Source organism: Streptomyces sp. NPDC048258 (genome assembly GCF_043201995.1).
In the GTDB taxonomy this organism is placed as follows: domain Bacteria; phylum Actinomycetota; class Actinomycetes; order Streptomycetales; family Streptomycetaceae; genus Streptomyces.
In genome coordinates this window covers 74,981-93,881 of sequence record NZ_JBICZH010000008.1, presented here as the reverse complement: position 1 = coordinate 93,881, position 18,901 = coordinate 74,981, and the positions used below count along the sequence as shown (strand labels likewise).

The following is an 18,901-nucleotide window of genomic DNA, read 5'->3' as shown; positions in this document are numbered from 1 at the left end:
GGGGCCCTCATCCGGCCGCCCGCCCCCGGCCGGGGCGGGCGGCGGGACCGGGGCGGGTCACACGGGCGGTACGAGCGTGAAGTAGTGGGGGAGCAGGGTGGCGTCGCCGGAGACCCGCAGGGCCGTGGCCGGCAGGCGGTGCCAGAGGAAGAGGGCGAGGTCTGAGGCCGCCCCCGCGGCCTCGGCGTCCGCCGGGGCGGTCGAGCCGGGCTCCGGCAGGACCTCGTCGCCGTCGAAGACGACCGTCCAGGTTTCCGGGCCGTCCCTTCGCCGGAAGCGGTACCTCTCCCCCGCTCCCGCCGGGGCCGCCCGCCAGGAGCGGCGTGCGGGGGCCATGACCTCGAAGGTCTGGGCCACGGCGTCCGCCGCCAGGTCCGGATCCAGGGGCGCGGGGATCCCCGTCACGGATTGCGCGTCCCAGCGGTGGAGGGCCAGCTCGATCGTCTGCATCCGCAGCCAGAAGCCCGAGCTCTGCTCCGCCGACCAGGTCCAGACCGGTACGTCCGGCCCGAGCTCGCGCAGGAGCCCCTCCAGGTCCCGCGCGCCCTGCGCGAACCAGTCCGTGAGCCCCTCGGGCGCGGGGCCCGGGTTCGGGGCACGGTCGGGCATCGGCCAGGCGGCCCGTGCCGCCGGGTCGGCGGGCAGGCCGTACAGGGAGAGGTCCGTGGGGTCCGGTGCCTCGGTCAAGCGTTCCCGCAGGACGTGGATGAGGTAGCGGTGCACTCCCCCCAGGTGTCCCACGAGGTCGGAGACCGACCAGCCGGGGCACGAGGGGACCGGTGGCGCCGGCCCGCCGGGGTCGAGGACCTCGCGGACCGCCTTCTCGAATGCCGATGCCTCGCTCTGGAAGTGGGCGAGCCTGGAGTCGTGGTCCATGAGGTCACTCTTCCCGGGCTCCGCCCGATCCCCCCGGCTTGAGCTACGGGCGAACGCCGGCGGCTCGACCGGCGAGTTGCTCCAGGACGGCGACGGCCTCGGCGGCCCGGTCGGCGGCCACGAAGAGGTGGTCGTGGTGGTAGCCGGCGATGACGTTGCAGCTCAGACCGTGTGCACCGAGCTCGGTGGCGAAGGCGGCGGTGAGCCCGACGGCGTCGAGGGCGGAGTGGATCCGCAGGGTGATCCAGCCGGCCGTGTAGTCGTACGCCAGGCCGGCCGCGTCGGCGTCCTCCTGGCGCAGGACCAGGGTGAGGCCCTCGGGCTCCAGGACGGTGGCGACGGGTGCGGTGCCCGGGGGGACGGTGGTGCCGGGGACGGTGCAGAACACGTAGCGGCCCTCGTTCAACTCGGGCCGCATCCCGCTCAGCAGCTTCCACAGGTCGCTCTCTCCGCTCATGCGGCCACCCTAACGGTGATCCGCGTAGAGCCGCCGGTGCCACCAGGCGTACGGACCGCCGCTCCGGTCGGCCCAGTGCGCGGCGGGCGGATCGGGGTCGGGGAAGGTGCGGCGGCGGAACTCCTCGTCCAGCAGGCGCAGTACGCGGCCCAGCGCGCGCCGGGCTTCGGGCGGCAGGGCCCGGTAGTGGCCGGCCAGCTCATCCCTGACGACGGCGACGTCGTCCAGCGCGCAGCCGGGGCAGCCCGGGCACCCCGAGGTGACCAGCCACAGCCGGCGACCGGGCGTGCGCAGAAAGCGCCGGTACATGCTCAGCAGGCCCGCGACGTTTCCCGAGCGGGCGCCCAAGGCCCAGTGGACCTCCGCGCTCGGAGCGGGCGACAGGCGGTCCACGGACGGCAGTTCCCACGCCCAGGCGGGCGGTCGGCGCCCTTCGAACCCTCCTCGCTCGGCGCGCAGCGCGCCGGGCCGCTTACGCGGCATCGCCCTTTCGGCGGATGATCGTCATGAGGGTCATGATGCCGGGGCGCCGCACGCGCGGCAACGGTTTTCCGGAGGGCACGACGACCGGCCCGGAGGGCGCGGCGGCCGCCGTGCTCGGCCGGGCCGGCGCACCACGGGTCGGCGGCTCCGCGCCACCGGTGGTGCGCCGCGCACGGCGCGCGGGCGGGAGCAAACCTAGTGCTGTGACCGGCAAGGTTCACCGGGTCGCGACGCTCCCCCAGCTACCTCCCCCAGACTCCGTCCGGGGGGACCCCCAGGGAGGTACCCCCAGGCACGGCACCTCGCTGCGTTGTCGGACCGCGCAAGTACGTCCAGTACGAGCCGCGGCCCTCCGCCTTGCGATGCACCGCACCTGGGGGCACCTCCCAGCGGTAGCTGGGGGAGCCGCGCCCCGGCAAACCTTTCCGGCCACAGCACTAGGTCAGGTCGAACTCCCCGCCCCGCGCGTCCAGTACGAACCTGCGCCACTCGTCCGGCGCGAAGATCAGCGAAGGGCTTTCGGGGCGCTCGCTGTTGCGCATCGCGATGAAGCCCTCGACGAAGGCGATCTGGACGTCCCCCGCTCCCCGGCTGCTCGACCGCCAGTCCGCCTCGGTGAGATCGAGGTCCGGCTTGCCCCAGCCAGCGAGGGGCTGTGAAGTCATGCTCTCGGCCACGTGCGTGCTCCTCCCGGTACGTCGTCCGGGGGCCAGGTTAACCACCGCGGCGGGTACCGCACAGGGCACGGTGAGTCACCCGTGGCCGGTCCGGCACCCCGCGCGGCCCCGTCCGCGAGGGGCCGTCTCCGTTCAGGACGCGGGCGGCTCGGCCCCCACCAGCCACATCGAGAAGAACTGCGCGCCGCCGCCGTACGCGTGCCCCAGGGCCCGGCGGGCTCCCGGAACCTGGTGTTCCCCGGCTTGGCCGCGGACCTGGAGGGCCGCCTCCGCGAAGCGGATCATGCCGGAGGCGCCGATCGGGTTGGTGGACAGGACACCCCCCGAAGGGTTGACCGGAAGGTCCCCGTCGAGTTCGGTGACCCCGGCCTCGGTGAGCTTCCAGCCCTCGCCCTCCGCCGCGAAACCGAGGTTCTCCAGCCACATCGGCTCGTACCAGGAGAACGGCACGTACATCTCCACCGCGTCGATCTCCCGGCGCGGGTCGGTGATCCCCGCCTGGCGGTAGACGTCGGCCGCGCAGTCCTTGCCGGCCTGCGGGGAGACGAAGTCCTTGCCCGCGAAGAGGGTCGGCTCGCTGCGCATCGCCCCGCCGTGCACCCAGGCCGCGGGTTTCGGCGAACGGGCCGCGCCCTCCCGGTCGGTGAGGATCATCGCGCAGGCGCCGTCCGAGGAGGGGCAGGTCTCGGAGTACCGGATCGGGTCCCACAGCATCGGCGAGGCCTGGACCTTCTCCAGGGTGATGTCGTGCTCGTGCAGGTGCGCGTACGGGTTCTTCAGCGCGTTGCGCCGGTCCTTGTACGCCACCAGCGAGCCGACCGTGTCGGGGGCGCCGGTGCGCCGCATGTACGCGCGCACGTGCGGGGCGAAGAATCCGCCCGCGCCCGCCAGCAGCGGCTGCTGGAAGGGGACGGGGAGCGAGAGGCCCCACATGGCGTTGGACTCGGACTGCTTCTCGAAGGCGAGGGTGAGGACGGTCCGGTGGACGCGGGCCGCGACGAGGTTGGCGGCGACGAGCGCCGTGGACCCGCCGACCGAACCGGCCGTGTGCACGCGCAGCATGGGCTTGCCGACCGCGCCGAGGGCGTCCGCCAGGTACAGCTCCGGCATCATCACGCCCTCGAAGAAGTCGGGGGCCTTGCCGATGACGACCGCGTCGATGTCCGTCCAGCCCAGCCCGGCGTCGGCGAGGGCGCGCACGGCGGCCTCCCGGACGAGGCCGGCGATGGAGACGCCGTGGCGGGCGGCGACGTGCTTGGTCTGGCCGATGCCGACGACGGCCACGGGTTCCTTGCCCGACGTGCTCATGCGGGGTCCCCTTCCAGGACGGCGACCAGGTTCTGCTGGAGGCAGGGGCCGGAGGTGGCGTGCGCGACGGCGCGGTCGGACTCGCCGCGGTGGATGCGGGCGGCGGCCTCGCCGATCCGGATCAGGCCGGCGGCCATGACCGGGTTGGCGGCGAGCGCTCCGCCGGAGGGGTTGACGGCAACGCCGTCGCCGAGCCCGAGGGCCTTGCGGAGCACGACCTCCTGGGAGGAGAACGGCGCGTGCAGTTCCGCCGTGTCCACCGGGGCCTCGAAGACCCCGGCGCGCTCGGCGGCGATCCGGGTGGACGGGGAGTCGGTGAGGTCGCGCAGGCCCAGGCTGTGGGCCTCGATGCGGTGGTCGATGCCGGTGATCCAGGCGGGGCGCCCGCACAGCCGCCGGGCCGTGTCCCCGGCCGCGAGGATCACCGCGGCCGCGCCGTCGCCGATGGGCGGGCAGTCCCCGGTGCGCAGCGGGCGCACCTGGTAGTCGCCCTGGGCCACCGGACCGCTCAGCTGGGCGTGCGGGTTGGCCTCGGCGGCGGCGCGGCTGCGGGCCCCGATGGCGGCCAGTGACGTCTCGTCCGTCTCGCCCGCGTCGATCAGGGCCTGGGCCTGGAGGGCGGCCAGGGCCACCGAGTCGGGCCAGAGGGGGGCGACGTAGTACGGGTCGAGCTGCCGGGTCAGTACGTCGCGTACCGACCCCGGGGAGGACTTCCCGTACGAATAGACGAGCGCGGTGTCGGCCTCGCCGGTCTGGATCTTGACCCAGGCCTCGTAGAGGGCCCAGGCGCCGTCCATCTCCACGTGCGACTCGGAGATGGGCGGCCAGGCGCCGACCCCGTCGAGCGTCATGGTGAAGGAGAAGGCCCGGCCGGCCAGGTAGTCGCTGGAGCCGGAGCAGGTGAAGCCGATCTCACCGGCCTTCAGACCGGTCTGCTCCAGCACCTGGTGGAGGACCGGCATCACCATCTCGACTTCGCTGAGTTCGTCGGTGCGGCGCAGGTGGTCGCTCTGCGCGAAGGCGACGACGGCCACGTCGCGTGCGTGCCTGCTTGTCCTGGGCATCAGATGAGCTCCTTGTACGCGTCGTAGTCCGCGTCCGGCTCGCCGGTGGGGCGGTAGTGGTCGGGGTGGCGGCCGCCCTCGGTCCACACGGGCTCGACGCGCAGGCCCATGCGGACCTGGTCGTACGGGATGCCGCCGATCCGGCCGTGGAGGGCGAGGCCGGCGCCGTCGAGGGCGATGTGGGCGTAGACGTACGGGACTTCGATGTCGAGGCCGCGGGCCTTGATGTTGACGATGCAGTACGTGGTGACGGTGCCGGCCGGGCCGACCTCGACCTGGTCGGTGGTGGCGACCCCGCAGGTGGGGCAGGCGCCGCGCGGCGGGACGTACACCTTGTGGCAGGAGGGGCAGCGCTCGCCGATGGTCTTCTGCTCGGAGAGGCCGTTGATGTAGGCGGTCTGGGCGCGGCCGGGGCTGTACGTGTAGTCCAGGCGGGCTTGGGCGACGATGCCGGTGACGGGCTCCGCGAACACCCCGTCGTGCGGGGCGGCTTCGTGGAGGGCGGGACCCTCGTACGGCTCGAAGCAGGCGATGTCGGTGATCGCCCCGGTGCGCTCGGCGGCCCACCGCACGCGCACCCGCATCCCGGTTCGCACGGATTCGGGGCCGGGGGCGTCGAGGGCGTGCAGGAGGGCGGTGTCGGCGCCGTCGAGCCTGACCAGGACCCAGGCGAACGGCGTGCCCAGGGGCTGGTTCGGGCGGGGCCGGCCGTTCCAGGCCCAGGTGGTGACGGTCCCGGTGGCGCCGACCTCGACGAGCTCGCGGATCTCCTCGGCGGTGACGGGGTCGTACTCGACGGGCGGAACCATCACCGCGCCGCCGGAGGTCTTGACACCGAGCACCCGGCGCTCGCGCAACCCGGTGAGAAAGGCGGACTGCACGGGCCCGAGGGACCGGGTGAACGGAAACTCGACGACAAGTGGTGCGCGGAGCACGTCAGGCGAGGACGCGGTGGCTGTCACGGGTGCTCTCCGATTCTCGTTCTCGATTCGAGGGACGGACGTCTTCCAGCCCGGCCGGCATGTCCAACCCCGCCGGGCGCATCTCAACCCCGCCGGGCCCAACCCAGCCCCGCCGGGCTCAACCCAGCCCCGCCGGCGTTTGAGGCGCGGGGTCCGGGGCGGAGCCCCGATCTTCCAGCCCCGCCGGGCCCAACCCAGCGCCGCCGGCGCTTGAGGCGTGGGGTCTGGGGCGGAGCCCCGATCTTCCAGCCCCGCCGGGCCCAACCAGCCCCGCCGGCGTTCGAGGCGCGGGGTCCGGGGCGGAGCCCCGATCTTCCAGCCCCGCCGGGCCCAACCCAGCCCCGCCGGCGTTTGAGGCGCGGGGTCTGGGGCGGAGCCCCAGCAACGGCGCCGCACCCGAACCCCGCCCCCGGGCCCGGGCCGGCGACGGCCCGGCGGGGGCTACTCCCGCCGATACACCGCGGGCCGCTTCTCGGCAAAGGCCCGCGCCCCCTCCTTCGCATCAGCCGTGTCAAAGATCGGCCACCCCCGCAGCAGCTCGGCCGCCAACCCCTCCCGCTCCGTCAACTCGGCGGTCTCGTAGACCGACGCCTTGACCGCCTCCACAGCCAACGGCCCGCACGCGTTGACCCGCTCCGCGATCTCCAGCGCCGCCTCCAGCGCCGTACCGTCCGGCACCACCCGCCCGACCAGCCCGATCCGCGCCGCCTCCTCGGCGGAGTACGGACGCCCGGTCAGCAGCATCTCCAGCGCGTGCGTACGCGGGATCTGACGCGGCAACCGCACCGTGGAGCCGCCGATCGGGAAGAGCCCCCGCTTGACCTCGAACAGCCCGAAGGTGGCGCCCTCCCCCGCCACCCGGATGTCCGTGCCCTGGAGGATCTCGGTCCCGCCGGCCACGCAGTACCCCTCCACCGCCGCGATCACGGGCTTGCGCGGCCGGTGGTGGCGGAGCATGGCCTTCCAGTGCAGGTCTGGGTCGTCCTTGAGCCGGTCCCGGTACTGGTCGCCGGCCATCCCCTTCCCGGCCAGCGCCTTGAGGTCCATGCCGGCGCAGAAGTCCCCGCCCGCGCCGGTCAGCACCACGGAGCGGATCGCGTCGTCGGCATCCGCCTCCAGCCACCCGTCGTACAGCCCCACCAGCAGCGGCAGCGAGAGCGCGTTCTTCGCCTCGGGCCTGTTCATGGTGAGCACCAGCGTGGCGCCGTGCCGTTGCACGGTCAGGTGTTCCGTCCCACCCATTGCCGTCCTCCCGTCTCAAGACCTAGAACAGGTTGCAGTAGGGGCGGGTGCAGTTCAATAGTTTTCTGACACTCAGTCAGATTTCTTGAGCGGCTCCCTTCCCACTTGCCGTCGGCGGCGCTCTAATGACCGCCGGAGCAGACAGCCATGGGCCCAGCAATGGGTAAGTCCAGGGTCAGGAGGAACGGTGGAGTACAACCTTGCCGACCTGTTCGAGTCGGTCGTGGACGTGGTTCCGGACCGCGAGGCCCTCGTCTACGTGGACCACCCCGGGACCGGCGCCGAGCGCCGCCTCACGTACGCGGAGCTGGACTCGGCGGCGAACCGGATCGCGCACCACCTGCTGGACAGCGGGCTGAAGCCCGGCGAGCACCTGGGCCTGCACCTCTACAACGGGATCGAGTACCTGCAGACCGTGCTGGCCTGCCTGAAGGCCCGGCTGGTTCCGGTGAACGTCAACTACCGGTACGTGGAGGAGGAGCTGGTCTACCTCTACAACGACGCCGACCTCGCCGCGCTGGTCTTCGAGGGCGAGTTCACCGAGCGGGTGGCGGCCGCGCTCCCGCAGACGACGAAGCTGCGCCACCTGATCCGCGTCGGGGCGGCTCCCGAGGGCGCGCCGGAGCCCTCGATCTCGCCGATCGCGTACGGGGACGCCGAGGCGGCCGGCTCGCCGGAGCGCGGCTTCGCACCCCGCTCCCCCGACGACCTGTTCATCATCTACACCGGCGGCACGACCGGTATGCCCAAGGGCGTCATGTGGCGGGCGGAGGACCTCTTCTTCGCCGGGCTCTTCGGCGGCGAGCCGTCGGGCGAGCCGGTCAAGCGGCCGGAGGAGCTGGCGGAGCGGGTCGCATCGAAGGGCGCCGGGCTCACCTTCTTCCCCGCCCCTCCGCTGATGCACGGCACATCCACCCTCACCTCGTTCATCGCCTTCAACTACGGCCAGCGGGTGGTCATCCACCGCAAGTACGCGCCCGAGGAGGTGCTCCGCACGATCGAGAAGGAGAAGGTCTCCAGCGTGTCGCTGGTGGGCGACGCGATGCTGCGGCCCCTCATCGACGCGCTGAACGGCCCGCTCAAGGGGACCGACCTGTCCTCGCTGTTCAGCGTCTCCTCGTCGGGCGCGATCATGTCGGAGACGGTGCGCGCGGAGTTCCAGCGGCTCGTGCCGAACGTGCTGCTCCTGAACAACTTCGGATCCTCGGAGTCCGGATCCAACGGGCGGGCGACGAACGACTCCAGCCCGGAGAAGGGCTTCCGCCTGGAGGTCAACGACCGTACGCAGGTGGTGGACCCGGTGACGCACGAGCCCGTGCCGGTGGGCGAACCGGGCCGCCTCGCGCAGCGCGGCCACGTCCCGCTCGGCTACTACAACGACCCGGCCAAGACCGCCGAGACCTTCTTCCAGAAGGGCACGGAGCGCTGGGTACTGCTCGGCGACATGGCAACGGTGGACGAGCAGGGCATCGTCACCGTCCTCGGGCGCGGCTCGCAGTGCATCAACACCGGCGGCGAGAAGGTCTATCCGGAGGAGGTCGAGCAGGCCCTGAAGTCACACCCGGACGTGTACGACGCCCTGGTCGCGGGAGTCCCGGATCCGACCTGGGGCAGCCACGTGGCCGCGGTGGTACAGGTCCGGGCAGGCGCCCCGTCGCCGACCCTGGACGAGATCCAGTCCCACTGCCGCACCCGCCTGGCGGGCTACAAGATCCCCCGCCAACTGGTCATCACCCCCACCATCCAACGCTCCCCGAGCGGCAAGGCGGACTACCGCTGGGCCAAAACGGTGGCGACGGAGGCGGACACGGCCTGCTGACCGGCACCCCCGGGCCAAACCCAGCCCCGCCGACGCTTGAGGCCCGGGATCCGGGACAGAGCCCCAGACCCCTAAGAGGCTGTTGCCTTTCCGTACTTGATCGCTGACTTTCTGCTGGTCAGGCATGGTGTCGTGGGTTCCGTGGCAGACAGGACACGTCGTGTCGTCTCGGTGGTGGAGGTTCGGGGATGCCGTCGGTAGTCGGTTTGCTGGAGGAGCGGGAGCGGGGCGCCCGGCAGCGGGTTGGGGTGCTGCGTGAGGAAGCCGACCGGATCCTTGCCGAGCTGCGCGACGCGGAGCTCTTCTGGGAGCGGTTCGTTACTGCGCGGGAGGTTCTCGCCGAGGTTCTCGCTGGTCCGGGCAGTGGTGCTGACGCCCGGGAGGCTGCCGTGCCGGTTGCGGAGAACACTGCCCCGACGCCGAAGGGCGGGGCGATGCCGGGGTCGGTGATGCCGGGGTCGGTGGTGCCGGTATGGCGTGAAGGTCTTGAGGTGTCGGCGCTGTCACCGGACTATCAGCAGATCGTCGGGGCCCTGGCCGCCTCGGAGGCGGCGTTGACCTGCGGTGAGATTGCTTCGACGCTCGGCCTGGAGCGCGTGCCGGCGAAGATCGAGGGCGTCCGGTCGAAGGCGAGCCGGATGGCGGACAGGGGCTGGCTGGTCAAGGACCCGTCGGGGCGGTTCACGCTCGCGGCGGGGTTGCGAGGCGGCGGGTCATGAGCATGGTCATCGACCACAGGATCATCGCCTCGCTGGAGTCGGGCCGCCGCTCGTAGTCGCGGGCAAGCCGGCGCGAGCGGAGCAGCCAGCCAGCCAGCCAAAGGTGCGTTCCACCACCCATCGGCGCGGGAGTACGACGAAGCCGGATGTGTCGTCGCTGCGTTTGATCACAGTGACGGCCAGGTGCAGCACGGCCAGGGCCCAGGTGATCAGGGTTCCGGTGTAGCCGCCGTCGGCCCACAGTTTGGTGATCGTGGGGAAGCGCTTGCGCAGGGCGGGCAGCATGTCGGTGGCCGCCTGGCGGTCGGTGACGTCGCCCGCGGTCACGCTGATCATCAGCAGCAGGCCGAGGGTGTCGCAGATCAGGTGTCGCCGCCTGCCCATTGATCCAATGGGCAGTAGATGGAGCCGCTGAGGCATCAGTTCGACGCTGGCCGCCGGCGTCAGCACGACGTCCTGGATCGTGGTCCAAGCCCCCTGCGGGGCCTACCTCTTACGTGCTCGTGAGCCACCAGCTCCGGTCAAGACCGAGGACCCCGCAGGTCGCTGGGGTCATGAACGGCTAATCGGATGTCGGGCCACGGAGCCCTTCCATTAGAGAGACGCATGCCCTGCACGGCTGTGACCAGCCACAACACAAGTCTGATGAGAAGGCGTGAGTCGAGTGAGAGCGTTCTGCGGCATCGACTGGGCCAGTGACCACACGACATAGCCGTCGTCGACGAGACGGGCTCGCTGCTGGCCCGGGCTCGCATCGACGACACGACGGAAGGGCTCGACCAGCTGCTTCGGATGCTCGCCGAGCTCGGCGATGATCCCCAGGATCCAGTCCCGGTGGCCATTGAAACCTCCCGCGGTCTTCTGGTCGCCTGCCTGCGGGCAACGGGGCGCCCGGTCTACGCCATCAACCCAATGGCCGCCGCCCGATACCGGGACCGGCACACGGTCTCCCGCAAGAAGTCCGACCACCTGGACGCCATGGTGCTGGCGAACATCCTTCGCACCGATGCCGCAGCTCACCGCACCCTTCCCGCCGACTCCGAAGTGGCCCAGTCCGTCGCGGTCCTTGCCCGTGCCCAGCAGGACGCCGTCTGGGACCGAACTCAGGCCGGCAACTCGTCGGTGACGCTGCTGCGGCGCCTGAACAACCGGTCGCGGAAGAACCAGATCTACCAGGCGTTCCGAGAGGTCGGGCGTGCCGTACGCACCGTCGTACTGCTGCGCTATTTGTCGGATCCGGCGCTGCGGGAGCAGATCCAGCGGGCCACGAACAAGGCCGAGGCTTACAACGGGTTTACCAAGTGGCTGCACTTCGGCAACGCCGGCTGGCTGGCCAGCCGCGACCCGGAGCTGCAGGACAAGGCGGTCAAGTTCCTCGACCTCGTCGCCGCGAGCGTGGTCTTCTCCACCACCATCGACATGACCTGGACGCTGCGGCGGATGGCCCGCGAGGGCTGGACCCTGAATGCGGCCGATTTGGCGGTTCTCAGCCCCTACCGGCGCGAGAACGTGCTCCGTTTCGGCGACTACACCACCGACCAACTCCACATACCCCCGCCTGCCTACAACCCGACTCTCCACACCACCACCGAGGAAGCGGGCGGAGTCCGGCTGTACACCCATGACGAACTGGCGACAGTGGAGTAGGAGACCTCACCAGTACGAGACCCCGAACTCACACATCCATGTATGAGAGGGCACTCCTGAAGGAGCCCGCTGCGTGCTGGCAGACCACCGTTGCGATGAACGTCTGGGGCTGATTGGTCGGCCAGCGGCGGCAGGGCGGAGCGCAGCCTGTCATGCCGCCGGGGGCGGATGGGACCGCTCGCTGCACTTGGCATCGCCGTTCGGGACCCGAGGCGGGCAAGTCGCCTTACTTCCATCTCCCGTTTAACGGTATATCGCATGGGGGATCTTGCCGCAAGCCCCCCATATCGGGCGAAGATAGCCCTCCGCGTCACGAGGCGCGGCAAGAGTATGGGAGTGAACATGCGGGTGCTGCTGTCCACTATCGGATCGCGCGGAGAGGTCCAGCCGGTGATCGCTCTGGCCGTGCAGCTGAAGGAATTGGGGCAGGAGGCCGTGGTGTGCGCACCTCCTGATTTCCAGGCGTGGGCCAAGTCGCTGGGGATCACCTACGTTCCTGTCGGCCCGGAATTGCACGCCACAGCCAAGCGGCCGGCAGGGGCAGTGCCCACACCCGAGCAGCTGCGACAGATGATCGAGGGCACGGTTGCGGATCAGTTCGCGGCGGTGGGTTCGGCCGCCGAGGGATGCGGGGTGATCGTGGGAGGCGGTGCGCTGGCGATCGCCGCCCACTCGGTTGCCGAGCAGCGAGGTATCGGCTACGTGTACGCCGCGTTCGCACCGATCACGCTGCCCTCGCCGCACCACGCGCCGCCAGTGTTCGGATTGCTGGGAGAAAAGCCGACGGACAGCCCCGTCGACAACCAGACCCTGTGGGCCCAGGACGCACAGCGCTGGAATGTCATGTGGAGCGCGGCACTCAACGCACAGCGAGAGGCTGCCGGGCTCGCCCCGGTGAGCGATGTAAGCCGTCATATCTTCACCGACACCCCATGGCTGGCCGCCGATCCGACCCTGGCACCGTGGCCCGAGCCATCGGAGCTGAACGTGTTCCAGACCGGGGCGTGGACGCTGACGGATCACCGGCCGCTCTCGCCCGAGCTGGAAAAGTTCCTCGACGCTGGCGAGCCACCGATCTACTTCGGATTCGGCAGCGTACGCGCCCCCGAAGGCATCGCCCGGAAGATGATCGCAGCCGCCCGCGCACTCGGCCGCCGCGCGATCCTCGCCCGCGGCTGGGCCGAGCTGTCTCTCGACGAAGCCGCGCCCGACTGCCTAGCAATCGGAGACGTGAACCAGCAAGCGCTGTTCCAGCGGGTCGCCGCAGTCGTGCACCATGGTGGGGCGGGCACAACCACGACGGCCGCCGCAGCCGGGGCGCCCCAGGTGATCGTCCCGCAGATGCTCGATCAGTTCTACTTCGCCCGCCGCGTCGACCAGCTCGGAATCGGCAGCGCCCACGCGGTCAGCGACCCGACGGCCGACTCCCTCACCGCAGCGCTGGGCCGAGCCCTCGCCCCCCAGGTGGTCGAGACCGCACACACTCTGGCAGGGCGGGTGCGCACCGACGGTGCACTGACCGCAGCCCGCCGAATGATCGAGAGGCAGTAGCCCCCGCTCGCGCCCGCCTTCTCCGGCCAGCAGCACTCTCACCCCTATCATCACTGTCCGTATTCAACGGCGGCAAGACGATTCGTAAACAGACCGCTGGGCTTTGGAGGAGATATGCCCGAAGGGCGCCCCCGCGGGGGCGCCCTTCGGGCATATCTCCTCCAAAGCCCTACCTGGCCGCCGCCGGCCACCGACGTGAGGGCATCTACCACCCCATAGCCCGGGCTCTCCTGGCCGCGGCGCCCACCCCACGCCAAGCAGCCAAACTTACCCGGTCCCAGCTGCGGACCGTGCTGAAGAAGGCCGGTCGTAAGAACACCATCGACGGGGAGGTCGAGCGTCTGCACAACGCGCTCCGAGCTCCGCAGATGCACCATCTCCCCCTGGTCGAGGAGGCCATGGGCCGACAGGCACTTGCGCTGCTGCGGCAGCTGGAGGCGGCGTGCGCGAGCGCCGATGATCTCGCCGAAGCCTCAGTGCAGGCGTTCGAAGCCCATGCCGATGCCGAGATCATCACCAGCTTTCCCGGCCTGGGCCCGCTGAGCGGGGCTCGGGTTCTGGCCGAGATCGGCGACGACCGGACCCGGTTCGCCGACGCCAGAGGTCTGAAGGCGTACGCGGGATCCGCCCCGGTCACCAGAGCCTCCGGCAAAAGCGTGTCCCGTCGCGGCCCGCAGGGTCAAGAACCAGAGACTGGCCGGTGTCGGCTACATGTGGGCCTTCTCGGCGATGGCCCATTCGGACGGAGCACGGGCCCACTACGACCGCCGACGAGAGGCCGGAGACCGCCACACGGCCGCGCAGAGAAACCTCTTCAACCGGATGATCGGCTGCCTGCACCACTACCTGTCTCACCGCGTCCCGTTCAACGAGGCCGTGGCCTTCCCGAACGCTCAAGAGCCCCGTCTTGCCCTTGCCGCTTTACGTGTTCTTCGCATCGGATGTCTTCCTCCCGCCGTCGTAGCCCCGACTGCCGGCGCCGACGACCGCGTCGGCCTTCACGGACTGCGAGTCGGTGACCGCAGCCGTCGGCTCCGTTTCCCGACCCACCCTCTCGCGGACCTTCCCGCGCAGCCGGTCGTGGAACTCGGCGATCAGCCCGGTCTCCCGCCATCGGCGGAAGAAGGCGTGACCCGGTCCCAGGCCGGGAAGTCCACCGGCATCGCTCGCCACTTGATCCCGTTGTCCAGGACGTAGAAGACGGCGTCGAGCATCTGGCGGTGGCAGTAGCCCTCCGGACGTCCGCCCCGGCCCTCCAGCCATGCCGGCACCGGCAGCAGCGGACGGATCTCCTGCCACTCGGCATCCGTCAGATCCGTGCCGTACGCCGGCGCCCGGTCGGGCTGATCGGCCGCGTTCCCGAACCGGTGAGCGAGGCAATCGCACGACACGACGGACGAGTTGAGATCCTCGCCCTCGACCGCGTACAACATAGACAACCGGGCCTCCAGGTGCGATCGGCGTCTCAGCAACTCCGAACTGCGCCAGGGGCCCTGTCCTCATGCACGGTCACGACCAGGTTCACTCGCCCCGGCAGCCACTTTCGATCACATCGCACTCAAGATCGATAGGTCAACGCCGCGCTCGTCGTCGAAGCGGTGCGAGTGACGGCGCCGAGACCGCCGCTCGACGGTTGCTGCCGTGACTGTCAGAGCCGGCGTCTAGCCTTCCGGCCATGGGACTTCATATTTCGGTTGGCATGCTTCAGAACATGGCCGGCGTCGAGGAGCACGAGGCGCTCGTACGCTGGCAGGAGAGATTCGACCTTCTCAGCCGGGCCTTGGCCGATGAGGGAATCGTCTGGCAGGAGCCGGCGTTGGACGAGCCGTCACGTCTGCGTTTCATCAGTTTCCCCACCAGCCACCTGCACCACCTGCGCCGCGTCTTCGTGCTGGCGGCCCGGGGCGAGTCCGTCACGCCCGCATCGGCCACCAGCGCTGAGCAGTACGAACGCGACGAGGACAAGGTCTTCGACGAGTCAACGATGATGAGCTCCCACCTGCTGTGCCACTCGGACAGTGCGGGCTTCTACGTGCCGGTCGACTTTGACGATCCACTCTTCCTGCCGGCGGAGAAGCAGGTGGAGGGCGGCGGGATGGTCGGTTCCAGTCAGCAGCTGCTCGCCGAACTGTGCGGCTTCGCTCCCGCCATCGGAGTCCGGCTCGACCGGGACCGGCACCTCTCAGACGAGGAGAGGGCCCGCCTGGACACCGCATCCGATGACCTCTTCGACATGGAGAGGTCCGCCTGGCACCAGCTGTACCAGGTGTGCCGCACGAGCATCGCCACCGGTCGCGCCGTCGTGTTCCACTGACCGGACCGGGGACCGGCGCGGTGGTTGATGCTGCGGTTCCAGTCCCTGCCTGGCGTGAATGTCCTGTCGCGTTCGGCGCTGGTGTGGGCGAAGTGATCGTTTCCGCGGTGAATCCAGCCGCCCACACGGGTGAGTTGGCTGCTCACGCCCTGTCGCAGACCACGAGGGCCGCGCTAGACCCACTCATGTGATCAAGAACCTGATGAGGCGCGGCCTGCCCGCGTTCGTCCTCGCTGTCCTGTCTGTGCTCGGCGCCGCTCCCGCCTCCCACGCCCTGGACGCGCGGCCGGCCGCGGCTGCCACGCCCGTTTTCGACGCAGAACGGATAAGGCTCCCCGGCGGTTGAGCGAGACGTCTGACTCTCGACTCTTCCGCCGGGGAGCCTCGTTGGTGCACGGACCACGAACTCCTGGCGCACTCGAACGCCCTGGGCCGCAGGCTCCCTGCCCGAAGGAGCAGCAATTCCAGCTCTTCCATCGCTTCGGACGATGGGTCTGTCCCGTTGGCTGGACACGCCCGCTGCTCACTGACGGCAACCTCCCGGCGATGCCTTCACCCCCCGTGCGGAGATCGACACCTTGCGGGGTCGTTGTTACTGTGTCTCCCCGTTGAAGGCCCAGATGCTGAACGCTGCTCCCTGCGGGTCGCGCAGCGCAGCCAACGGCCCGACGGGGGTGTCGATCGGACCGTGAACGACGGCTCCGCCGAGTTTCCCGACGCGCTCGACGGCCTCGTCGACGTCCGCGACGCAGAAGTAGACGATCCAGCGAGGCTGGACGCCCTCGCGCTGCGGAGGGATGAGCCCGCCGATCATCTCCCCGCCCACCGTGAAGCCCGTGAAGGGGGTGCCGGCCAGATCGACGGTCGTCGTGGTGAGGCCGAAGACCTGCTCGTAGAACGCCGCCGCCGCCTCCGTGCGGGGGGTCATGAGCTCACTCCAGATGAAGGCGCCGGGCTCGTTGACCACCGTGGCGCCGATGTGGTCCTTCGCCTGCCACAGGCCGACCCCCACTCCGATGACATCCTCCCCGAACGCGACCCGGCCGGATTCCAGGGCATCGACCGGCGGCGTCAGCAGCCGGCCGCCGGCCGCCTCGAAGCCGGTCGCCGTGGCGTCGACGTCATCGACGGCGAGGTAGGTCCGCCAGGTCGCAGAGGTTTCCTGCGTCGCCGTGCCAGGGGCTGGAGAGACCAGGGCGGCGACCACGCCGTCGTTCATGACCGCCACCGAGCAGGCCGAGCCCCCGTACATCGGTCGCTCTTCGAACTCCCAGTGAAACAGCCGGCCGTAGAAGGACCGAGCCCCCTCCGGGTCGGTGGTCAGCAGTTCCACCCAATTGGGCGTGCCCTGGCGATAGGAAAGGCGGCGCGGCATCGCGGCTCCTCGTCGGTGTGGGGAAGCAGCACGGACGCGAACCGGTGAACGTCGGCGAGGAGTTCAGGGTGTTCGCGCGCCGGTGCGGGAGATCTGGGCGTGGAACCCCGGTCGGACCGCGGGGAGATCGGGCGGCGGGACCGGGTATCTGGGGCGTCGGACCGCTCGTTTGCGCAGCTCAAGGGGATAGGAGGAAGGGCGAGCCATGACTCGATCCTTTCATGGAATCGAGTCTCTACTGAACCCGGAACGGTTCACAAAGAGGGGCGGGTCTGCAGGTTGCCCTTGGTGAGGAAGTCGAGGAGGATCTGGCGGCTGGTTTGCGAAGTGAGGCTGCCGTAGGCGTCGTCGAAGGCGTGTTCGGCGAAGGGCAGTTCCTTGAATGTGGTGTCTACGCCGTCGGCTCGGAGTGATGCGGCAAAGCCCTTGATGGTTTCGGGACGGGCGCTGCGGTCGCGGTCGCCCACGACGAGCAGCGTGCGTTGCAGGCCTTTTCGGATGTCGGTGGTCGGGGAGACTTCGCGGTAGCGCTCGGGGTACTGGTCAGGGGTACCGCCGGTGAAGAGTTCTGCGGCCTCGCGGGAGCCTGAAACGTTGTCTTTCCACATCTGGGTGACGTCTGTGCCGGGGTAGAAGCCGACGACGGAGGACGGGGGCGTGGGGGTGGGGCCGTCGGTGGCATGGATCGTGCCGTTCTGGAGGCGGTAGGCGGTGTTCATGGCGAGAGTGCCACCGGCGGACATGCCGCCCATGGAGATGCGGGAGAGGTCGACGCTGTACTCGTCGGCGTGGTCCTGCACCCACCTCAGGGCGGATAGCAGGTCTTGCGGGGCGGCGTTCCAGGTGGGTCGGCTGGGGGTGGCCAGGCTGTAGTCGACGGCGATGGCCGCCACACCGTGGTCGGCCAGCCAGCGTCCCGTACCGCGCAGGTCGCTCTTGTCGAAGGTGCGGAAGCCTCCGGCATGGGCAAGGAGGATGGCCGGCACCTTGCTGTTCCGGCTGTGCTTGGGCAGGTACAGGTCAGCCTTGAGCGCCTGGCCGTCGCGGGCGGCGTACACCTGGGTCGTGTCCGGGGTGGCGTTGGGGTAGGCGAGCTGACTGAAGATCTCGCCGAAGGACACCTTCGTACCCGCCTTCTGTGCGGCACTGAACTGGATGCCGCCGATGGCCAGCGCGGCCACGATGGACAGCGTGGTGACCGCGGTGAGGACGCGGCTCCAGCGCGCCAGGCCGCTGCGCCAGGCCAAGGCTCCCAGGAGGACGCCGACTAGAGCGAGGATGGCTATGTGGAAGGGGTACTGGCCGCCGAGCACTGGACCGATCACACCGGCCTTGGGGATCGCCGGAAAGTATGCACCCAGCATTATCGTGGTGGTCACGAAGGCCACGACGGAAGCGATCAGAGCGACCACGACGCGCAGCGTCCTCTTGACCCTGCCGGGAGGGATGGCCGCCGGCAAAGCGGCCGGGCGTCGGTTTGTGAACATGGTGGTGTTCCTTGGGAATGGGTGTGCGGGAGGCGGACTAAGCCTCCGTGCTGGACACCACGAGATTGGCGTTCCGGGGCAGTCCTCTGCGTCCCCCGCAGGAGCCATCCTGCGGCGTAGCCCTCCAGAACTACGCGGGTCCGGGAGCAGCATGATGGAAATCCCTGAAATTCCGCCGGTTCCCATCACCCATGCGCGGGTGGGGCCTGGATCCGGGATGGCGTGGGCGTGTAGGGGTGCGCACGGGGCAATGCGGCGTTTTCAGCGGGGGGCGTTGCCGGGGGTGATCAGGCCGGTTTCGTAGGCGAAGATGGCGGCCTGGGTGCGGTCGCGTAGTTGCAGTTTGCGTAGGATGCGGCCGAAGTGGGTCTTGACCGTCTCTTCGGAAACGACCAGTTTCTGGGCGATTTCGGCGTTGGACAGGCCCTGGGCCACGTGTGCGAGGACTTCGGTCTCGCGGTTGGTGAGGGCGTCGATGCGCACCCCGGTCGGCCGCTTGGCGGCGGGGCTCACACGGGAGAACTCCGCGATGAGCCGTTTGGTGATGTCCGGGGCCAGAAGGGCTTCGCCCCGGGCCAGTACTCGTACGGCTTCCGCGAGCTGGACTCCGGAGGCGCTTTTGAGGAGAAATCCGGAAGCCCCAGAGCGCAGCGCCTCGTACACATATTCGTCGAGGTTGAAGGTGGTCAGGATGAGGATCTTCGTTGCTGTACCAGGGCGGGAGGCGATCTGGCGGGTGGCCTCGATGCCGTCCATGCCCGGCATCCGGATGTCCATCACGATCACGTCGGGTGTCAGTTCTCCGGCCCGCTCGACGGCCTGAGCGCCGTCTTCGGCGGTGGCGACGACTTCGATGTCGGGCTGGGCGCCGAGCAGGATGGAGAAGGCTTCCCGGACCATGGCCTGGTCGTCGGCGATGA

At 70.0% G+C, this 18,901-nt stretch carries 18 protein-coding genes and 2 pseudogenes; 7 read left to right on the top strand and 13 right to left on the bottom strand.

All coding sequences use genetic code 11. The features are described 5' to 3' along the window. Window positions 1-57: 57 nt before the first annotated feature. From ACGFYQ_RS19750 to ACGFYQ_RS19715, 8 genes are all read right to left on the bottom strand, one after another. A complete protein-coding gene (locus tag ACGFYQ_RS19750; RefSeq protein ID WP_393745504.1) occupies window positions 58-876 on the bottom strand; it encodes a maleylpyruvate isomerase family mycothiol-dependent enzyme in 819 nt (272 codons plus the stop codon). 43 nt (window positions 877-919) lie between these two features. After that, a complete protein-coding gene (locus ACGFYQ_RS19745) occupies window positions 920-1,333 on the bottom strand; it encodes an ACT domain-containing protein (protein WP_393745502.1) in 414 nt (137 codons plus the stop codon). 9 nt (window positions 1,334-1,342) lie between these two features. Continuing rightward, complete coding sequence (locus tag ACGFYQ_RS19740; protein ID WP_393745500.1) at window positions 1,343-1,816, bottom strand: hypothetical protein; 474 nt, start codon at window positions 1,814-1,816, stop codon at window positions 1,343-1,345. 437 nt (window positions 1,817-2,253) lie between these two features. Continuing rightward, on the bottom strand, window positions 2,254-2,481 hold the full coding sequence (locus ACGFYQ_RS19735) for a DUF397 domain-containing protein (RefSeq protein ID WP_393745914.1): 228 nt from the start codon (window positions 2,479-2,481) through the stop codon (window positions 2,254-2,256). A gap of 144 nt (window positions 2,482-2,625) precedes the next feature. Then, window positions 2,626-3,801 carry a thiolase domain-containing protein gene (locus ACGFYQ_RS19730; RefSeq protein WP_393745498.1) on the bottom strand — a complete coding sequence of 392 codons (1,176 nt, stop codon included), beginning with the start codon at window positions 3,799-3,801 and terminating at the stop codon, window positions 2,626-2,628. Next, window positions 3,798-4,865 (bottom strand): thiolase domain-containing protein, encoded by a 1,068-nt coding sequence (locus tag ACGFYQ_RS19725; protein ID WP_393745497.1) that lies wholly within the window; start codon window positions 4,863-4,865, stop codon window positions 3,798-3,800. Before ACGFYQ_RS19725 ends, ACGFYQ_RS19730 begins: the two co-directional genes overlap by 4 nt. Continuing rightward, window positions 4,865-5,827, bottom strand: coding sequence for a Zn-ribbon domain-containing OB-fold protein (locus tag ACGFYQ_RS19720; RefSeq protein WP_393745495.1), 963 nt, complete (start codon window positions 5,825-5,827; stop codon window positions 4,865-4,867). Before ACGFYQ_RS19720 ends, ACGFYQ_RS19725 begins: the two co-directional genes overlap by 1 nt. Before the next feature lie 441 nt (window positions 5,828-6,268). Further along, on the bottom strand, window positions 6,269-7,069 hold the full coding sequence (locus ACGFYQ_RS19715; protein ID WP_393745494.1) for a crotonase/enoyl-CoA hydratase family protein: 801 nt from the start codon (window positions 7,067-7,069) through the stop codon (window positions 6,269-6,271). 187 nt (window positions 7,070-7,256) lie between these two features. Between ACGFYQ_RS19715 and ACGFYQ_RS19710 the strand changes: the two genes are divergently transcribed. Together ACGFYQ_RS19710 and ACGFYQ_RS19705 are read left to right on the top strand one after the other, a co-directional pair. Next, window positions 7,257-8,888, top strand: a complete 1,632-nt coding sequence (locus tag ACGFYQ_RS19710) for an acyl-CoA synthetase (RefSeq protein WP_393745493.1) — start codon at window positions 7,257-7,259, stop codon at window positions 8,886-8,888. Between the two features lie 188 nt (window positions 8,889-9,076). Continuing rightward, a complete protein-coding gene (locus tag ACGFYQ_RS19705) occupies window positions 9,077-9,607 on the top strand; it encodes a hypothetical protein (protein WP_393745491.1) in 531 nt (176 codons plus the stop codon). Here ACGFYQ_RS19705 and ACGFYQ_RS19700 read toward each other — a convergent pair. Further along, window positions 9,570-9,988: pseudogene (locus ACGFYQ_RS19700) on the bottom strand (transposase); the annotation flags it as partial. The gene ACGFYQ_RS19705 and the pseudogene ACGFYQ_RS19700 sit on opposite strands and share 38 nt — an antisense overlap. Before the next feature lie 283 nt (window positions 9,989-10,271). Here ACGFYQ_RS19700 and ACGFYQ_RS19695 point away from each other — a divergent pair. From ACGFYQ_RS19695 to ACGFYQ_RS19680, 4 genes and pseudogenes are all read left to right on the top strand, one after another. Beyond that, window positions 10,272-10,744, top strand: a pseudogene (locus ACGFYQ_RS19695) (IS110 family transposase); the annotation flags it as partial. Further along, complete coding sequence (locus ACGFYQ_RS19690) at window positions 10,730-11,254, top strand: Tn3 family transposase (protein WP_393745912.1); 525 nt, start codon at window positions 10,730-10,732, stop codon at window positions 11,252-11,254. The pseudogene ACGFYQ_RS19695 and the gene ACGFYQ_RS19690, both read left to right, overlap by 15 nt. A gap of 342 nt (window positions 11,255-11,596) precedes the next feature. Further along, entirely contained in the window at window positions 11,597-12,805 is a 1,209-nt protein-coding gene (locus ACGFYQ_RS19685; RefSeq protein ID WP_393745489.1) for a glycosyltransferase, read from the top strand. Between the two features lie 368 nt (window positions 12,806-13,173). Further along, a complete protein-coding gene (locus ACGFYQ_RS19680) occupies window positions 13,174-13,824 on the top strand; it encodes a transposase (protein ID WP_393745910.1) in 651 nt (216 codons plus the stop codon). A gap of 75 nt (window positions 13,825-13,899) precedes the next feature. On the opposite strand, the gene ACGFYQ_RS19675 is transcribed toward ACGFYQ_RS19680, so the two are convergent. Further along, window positions 13,900-14,238, bottom strand: a complete 339-nt coding sequence (locus ACGFYQ_RS19675) for a transposase (protein WP_393745908.1) — start codon at window positions 14,236-14,238, stop codon at window positions 13,900-13,902. Window positions 14,239-14,504: 266 nt separating this feature from the next. Between ACGFYQ_RS19675 and ACGFYQ_RS19670 the strand changes: the two genes are divergently transcribed. Next, on the top strand, window positions 14,505-15,119 hold the full coding sequence (locus tag ACGFYQ_RS19670) for a hypothetical protein (RefSeq protein ID WP_267010215.1): 615 nt from the start codon (window positions 14,505-14,507) through the stop codon (window positions 15,117-15,119). A 592-nt stretch (window positions 15,120-15,711) separates the two neighbouring features. On the opposite strand, the gene ACGFYQ_RS19665 is transcribed toward ACGFYQ_RS19670, so the two are convergent. From ACGFYQ_RS19665 to ACGFYQ_RS19655, 3 genes are all read right to left on the bottom strand, one after another. After that, window positions 15,712-16,494 (bottom strand): VOC family protein, encoded by a 783-nt coding sequence (locus ACGFYQ_RS19665; protein ID WP_361913548.1) that lies wholly within the window; start codon window positions 16,492-16,494, stop codon window positions 15,712-15,714. Window positions 16,495-16,748: 254 nt separating this feature from the next. Next, window positions 16,749-17,981 carry an alpha/beta hydrolase gene (locus ACGFYQ_RS19660; protein WP_393745486.1) on the bottom strand — a complete coding sequence of 411 codons (1,233 nt, stop codon included), beginning with the start codon at window positions 17,979-17,981 and terminating at the stop codon, window positions 16,749-16,751. 261 nt (window positions 17,982-18,242) lie between these two features. After that, on the bottom strand, window positions 18,243-18,881 hold the full coding sequence (locus tag ACGFYQ_RS19655) for a response regulator (RefSeq protein WP_393745906.1): 639 nt from the start codon (window positions 18,879-18,881) through the stop codon (window positions 18,243-18,245). Between the last annotated feature and the right edge of the window lie 20 nt (window positions 18,882-18,901).

Coding starts and splice junctions, on each gene's coding strand:
- ACGFYQ_RS19750 (WP_393745504.1), bottom strand. CDS start 876: ATGGACCACGACTCCAGGCTCGCCCACTTCCAGAGCGAGGCATCGGCA.
- ACGFYQ_RS19745 (WP_393745502.1), bottom strand. CDS start 1,333: ATGAGCGGAGAGAGCGACCTGTGGAAGCTGCTGAGCGGGATGCGGCCC.
- ACGFYQ_RS19740 (WP_393745500.1), bottom strand. CDS start 1,816: ATGCCGCGTAAGCGGCCCGGCGCGCTGCGCGCCGAGCGAGGAGGGTTC.
- ACGFYQ_RS19735 (WP_393745914.1), bottom strand. CDS start 2,481: ATGACTTCACAGCCCCTCGCTGGCTGGGGCAAGCCGGACCTCGATCTC.
- ACGFYQ_RS19730 (WP_393745498.1), bottom strand. CDS start 3,801: ATGAGCACGTCGGGCAAGGAACCCGTGGCCGTCGTCGGCATCGGCCAG.
- ACGFYQ_RS19725 (WP_393745497.1), bottom strand. CDS start 4,865: ATGCCCAGGACAAGCAGGCACGCACGCGACGTGGCCGTCGTCGCCTTC.
- ACGFYQ_RS19715 (WP_393745494.1), bottom strand. CDS start 7,069: ATGGGTGGGACGGAACACCTGACCGTGCAACGGCACGGCGCCACGCTG.
- ACGFYQ_RS19705 (WP_393745491.1), top strand. CDS start 9,077: ATGCCGTCGGTAGTCGGTTTGCTGGAGGAGCGGGAGCGGGGCGCCCGG.
- ACGFYQ_RS19685 (WP_393745489.1), top strand. CDS start 11,597: ATGCGGGTGCTGCTGTCCACTATCGGATCGCGCGGAGAGGTCCAGCCG.
- ACGFYQ_RS19680 (WP_393745910.1), top strand. CDS start 13,174: ATGCACCATCTCCCCCTGGTCGAGGAGGCCATGGGCCGACAGGCACTT.
- ACGFYQ_RS19675 (WP_393745908.1), bottom strand. CDS start 14,238: ATGTTGTACGCGGTCGAGGGCGAGGATCTCAACTCGTCCGTCGTGTCG.
- ACGFYQ_RS19670 (WP_267010215.1), top strand. CDS start 14,505: ATGCTTCAGAACATGGCCGGCGTCGAGGAGCACGAGGCGCTCGTACGC.
- ACGFYQ_RS19665 (WP_361913548.1), bottom strand. CDS start 16,494: ATGCCGCGCCGCCTTTCCTATCGCCAGGGCACGCCCAATTGGGTGGAA.
- ACGFYQ_RS19660 (WP_393745486.1), bottom strand. CDS start 17,981: ATGTTCACAAACCGACGCCCGGCCGCTTTGCCGGCGGCCATCCCTCCC.
- ACGFYQ_RS19655 (WP_393745906.1), bottom strand. CDS start 18,881: ATGGTCCGGGAAGCCTTCTCCATCCTGCTCGGCGCCCAGCCCGACATC.